This is a genomic window from Nocardioides sp. (genome assembly GCF_024509035.1).
Lineage (GTDB): Bacteria > Actinomycetota > Actinomycetes > Propionibacteriales > Nocardioidaceae > Nocardioides.
Map to the genome: position 1 here is coordinate 1 of NZ_JANINT010000182.1, position 4,405 is coordinate 4,405.

Sequence of the window (4,405 nt, forward strand, 5' to 3'; positions counted from 1 at the left end):
CGTCCTCGACGACCAGCTCGGCGTCGTACCGGTCGGCGAGGACGCGCTCCACGAGGGCGCGCGGGTCGACGGGCTGCATGTCGAGGCGAAGCGTCCCGCGCTGGATCTGCGCGGCGGTGAGCAGGTCGGCGGTGAGCGCGTCGAGGATGCGCGCCTGGCGGGCCATCGACTCCGCCAGCCGTCCGAGCTCGTCCTGGGTGAGGTCGCCGCCGAGCTGCAGGGTCTCGGCGGTCCCGCAGATGACCGCGACCGGCCCGCGCACCTCGTGGGCCGAGGTGGCGATCGCGCGACGCAGCAGCGCGACGTCCTCGGCGCCGGAGTCGAGGTAGACGCACAGCGACCAGCCCGTACGCCGGACGGTCGCGCGCACCCGCCCGGTCTCGAGCGGCACCTCGAAGGAGGTGTCGGCGTCCAGGCGGTGGGCGGAGACCAGCGTGGCCAGGTCGGGCGAGACCACGCCGAGCGGCGACCCGGGCGCCACGGCGACGCCCAGCAGCCGCTGCGCGACGGTGTTGGCGTAGACGACGCGGAACAGCGGCTCGTCGGCCAGCTCGAGCACACCGAACGGCGCCATCCCCAGCGCCTCCCACGCCGACACCTGCGGGCCGACCGGCGGCGCGGCCTCGCGCGAGTCCACGGCGGCGCCCGGCGCGGGCGCGGACGTCGGGGCAGACGTGGCGGCGGACGTCGGGGTCGCCGGAGCCAGCCGGCGCGCGTCGACGGCGTGCACCAGCGGGGTGCCCTCCGAGAGGGCCCGACCGCGCCCGCCCCGCTCGGCCAGGTCACCGATGCTCGCGATGATCGAGCGCAGCGGCGCGCCCTTCTGCACGTAGCCGTCCGCGCCCCGCGCCAGCGCCCGGTCCGACATCGTCGTGGGTCCGAAGCCGGAGAGCACGACGATCGTCGCGTCGGGCACGAGCCGCCGGATCGTCGGCAGCGCCTCGAGGCCGTCGAGCACCGGCATCGACAGGTCGAGCAGCACGACGTCGGGCCGGTGCTCGCGCACCACCTCGATGCCCTCCTGGCCGTCGCCGGCCTCGCCGACGACGACGTACGACGCCCGCTCGAGCGCGATCCGCAGCAGGGCCCGCAGGTCCGGGGTGTCGTCGATGACGACCACGCGTCGCGGCGGCGCAGGGTCCGTCTCGACGCTCATCTCTCAACCCTCTCGTCGGCGACTGCCCCGGCCGCTGGAGTCGGCTCACCGTAGATCCGCGGCCTCGGCGGCGTCATCGCCTTGCCCGACATCGCCCGCGGGTGGTCCAGATCAGTCCGGGCGGCCGGTCGGAGCCGAGACCCGCGCCGGGGCCCGGGTGCGCTCGTCGGTGCGGGCGCCGGCCAGCTGCGGGCCGGTGAGGAACAGGGCCGAGGTGAGGTCGGCGCCGCGCAGGTCGGCTCCCCGCAGGTCGGCGCCGAGCAGGTCGGCCTGATCGAGGACGACGTCGCGCAGGTCGACCCCGATCAGCAGGGCGCCGCGCAGCGACGCCGAGTGCAGGTCGCGCCCGCGCAGGTCCTGGCCCGCGAGGTCGGCGTGGGCGAGGTCGGGGCCCGCGGGGTCGCGCAGCCGGGCGCTCGCGGCGGTGAGGAGTCCGCCGCACTCGTCCTGGAGCTCGTCGAGGTCGGTGGTGAGGATCTCGACGGGCGTCGCGTCGCGCAGGACACGCAGCCGTTGCGCGAGCGCCTCGGCCGCCGGGTCGGGGGAGCGCTCGGCGACCTCGTCGAGGTGCAGCAGCATCTCGTGGACGCGACGCATCGCGGACAGGACGGCGGCCATCTCGCCCAGCTCGCCCTCACCGGCCGCGTCGCGCCACGAGGCCCCGGCGTACGTCACCTGGGTGACCTGCTGGCCGGCGCCGAAGCAGTCGAACGTGACGCAGCTGGGCCAGCCGAGCTCGGTGAGGTCGGCGTGGATCTCGCACCGGTCGTCGGTTCGCAGGTGGTGGCAGGGCACACCCCCGGCCTTGTCGGCGCCGAAGCCGCCCGCGCGTCGGTAGGGCAGCAGCACGCAGCACAGCGCGTGGCAGCGGGCGCAGTCGGCCGTCAGGTCCAGCCGGGACGGCGGGTGGGAAGTGGGCACGCTGCCATCCTCCCTGACCTGCGACAATTTCCCAGAGTTGAGTGGAACAGACTCAACTTTCGACGCGTTCAACCCAGTGGTTGGACACAGTGGCGGGCCGGGGGTGCCCGCACAGTGACGCAGAGCGATCCCACGAGGAGAATCACCACATGAGCCAGTTCGGTGCCGAGAAGTTCACCACCCGCAGCCGGGAGGCGATCGAGTCCGCCCAGCTGTCGGCGACGACCGCGGGCAACACCTACACCGAGCCGATCCACCTGCTGGTCGCCCTGCTGCTCCAGGAGGACGGGACGGCCGCCAACCTGGTCGCGAAGGCCGGTGTCGACGTGCCCGCCCTGGTGCGCACCGCCGCCGCCGAGCGCGACAAGCTCCCGAAGGCGACCGGGTCGACCGTCCAGCAGCCCAGCGGCTCCGCGGCGCTGACCCGCGTGCTCGCCGGCGCACTCGACCTCGCCGCGGGCATGAAGGACGACTACGTCGCCAGCGAGCACCTGCTGATCTCGCTGGCCACCGTCGAGAGCAGCGCCAGGACCGTGCTCACCGGTGCCGGCCTGAGCGCCGACGGGCTGCGCGAGTCGCTGAGCGCCGTGCGCGGCAACCGGCGCGTGACCAGCCAGGACGCGGAGTCGACGTACGAAGCGCTCGACAAGTACTCCGTCGACCTCACCCAGGCCGCCCAGGAGGGCCGGCTCGACCCGGTGATCGGCCGCGACGCCGAGATCCGCCGCGTCGTGCAGGTGCTCTCGCGGCGCACCAAGAACAACCCCGTGCTGATCGGCGAGCCCGGCGTCGGCAAGACCGCCGTCGTCGAGGGTCTCGCCCAGCGCGTGGTCGCCGGCGACGTGCCCGACTCGCTCAAGGGTCGCCGGGTGCTCAGCCTCGACCTGGCCGCGATGGTCGCCGGGGCGAAGTACCGCGGCGAGTTCGAGGAGCGGCTCAAGGCCGTGCTCGAGGAGATCAAGGCCGCCGAGGGCCAGGTCATCACGTTCATCGACGAGCTCCACACCGTCGTCGGCGCGGGCGCCGGGGGCGACTCCGCGATGGACGCCGGCAACATGCTCAAGCCGATGCTCGCCCGCGGGGAGCTGCACATGATCGGCGCGACCACGCTCGACGAGTACCGCGAGCGCATCGAGAAGGACCCCGCGCTCGAGCGCCGTTTCCAGCAGGTCTTCGTCGGCGAGCCGAGCGTCGAGGACACCATCCAGATCCTGCGCGGCATCCAGGAGAAGTACGAGGCCCACCACGGCGTCCGCATCACCGACGCCGCCCTGGTCGCGGCCGCGACGCTCTCCGACCGCTACATCAGCGGCCGCCAGCTGCCCGACAAGGCGATCGACCTCATCGACGAGGCCGCCTCGCGACTGCGCATGGAGATCGAGTCCTCGCCCGAGGAGATCGACCAGCTGCGGCGCTCGGTCGAGCGACTGAAGATGGAGGAGTTCGCGCTCGCCAAGGAGTCCGACGAGGCCTCCAAGGAGCGCCTGGACAACCTGCGCCGTGACCTCGCCGACCGCGAGGAGGAGCTGCGCGCGCTCGAGGCCCGTTGGGAGCGGGAGAAGTCCACGCTCGAGGGCGAGGGCGAGCTGCGCCGCCAGCTCGACCAGCTGCGCATGGAGGCCGACCGGCTCCAGCGCGAGGGCGACCTCGGCAAGGCCAGCGAGCTGCTCTACGGACGCATCCCCGCGCTCGAGCAGCAGATCGAGGCCGCCGCGGCCGCGGAGCGCACCGACATCGAGCCGCTCGTCGGCGAGGAGGTCGGCGCCGAGCAGATCGCGGAGGTCGTCGAGGCCTGGACCGGCATCCCCACCGGCCGGATGCTCGAGGGCGAGACCGCCAAGCTGCTGCACATGGAGGACGTCATCGGCGAGCGGCTGATCGGCCAGCGCGCCGCGGTCACGGCCGTCAGCGACGCCGTACGCCGCTCGCGCGCCGGCATCAGCGACCCCCACCGGCCCACCGGCTCCTTCCTGTTCCTCGGACCCACCGGCACCGGCAAGACCGAGCTGGCCAAGTCGCTGGCCGACTTCCTCTTCGACGACGAGCGCGCGATCGTGCGCATCGACATGAGCGAGTACGGCGAGAAGCACTCGGTCGCCCGGCTCGTCGGGGCGCCTCCCGGCTACGTCGGCTACGACGAGGGCGGCCAGCTCACCGAGGCGGTCCGCCGCCGGCCCTACTCGGTGGTGCTGCTCGACGAGGTCGAGAAGGCCCACCCCGAGGTCTTCGACATCCTGCTGCAGGTGCTCGACGACGGCCGGCTCACCGACGGCCAGGGCCGCACGGTCGACTTCCGCAACACGCTGCTCATCCTCACCAGCAACCTGG

General features: G+C 73.5%; 3 protein-coding genes. 1 reads left to right on the forward strand and 2 read right to left on the reverse strand.

Annotation, left to right across the window (positions count from 1 at the left end):
* Nucleotides 1–1,156: response regulator (locus tag Q0L15_RS13830; RefSeq protein ID WP_296605031.1), on the reverse strand; the 1,156-nt coding region annotated here is incomplete at its 3' end.
* 111 nt (nt 1,157–1,267) lie between these two features.
* The gene (locus Q0L15_RS13835) at nt 1,268–2,077 is read right to left on the reverse strand and encodes a pentapeptide repeat-containing protein (protein WP_296605032.1); all 810 of its coding nucleotides are present in this window, start codon (nt 2,075–2,077) and stop codon (nt 1,268–1,270) included.
* A 149-nt stretch (nt 2,078–2,226) separates the two neighbouring features.
* On the opposite strand from Q0L15_RS13835, the gene Q0L15_RS13840 reads away from it, so the two are divergent.
* Nucleotides 2,227–4,405: AAA family ATPase (locus Q0L15_RS13840; RefSeq protein ID WP_296605033.1), on the forward strand; the 2,179-nt coding region annotated here is incomplete at its 3' end.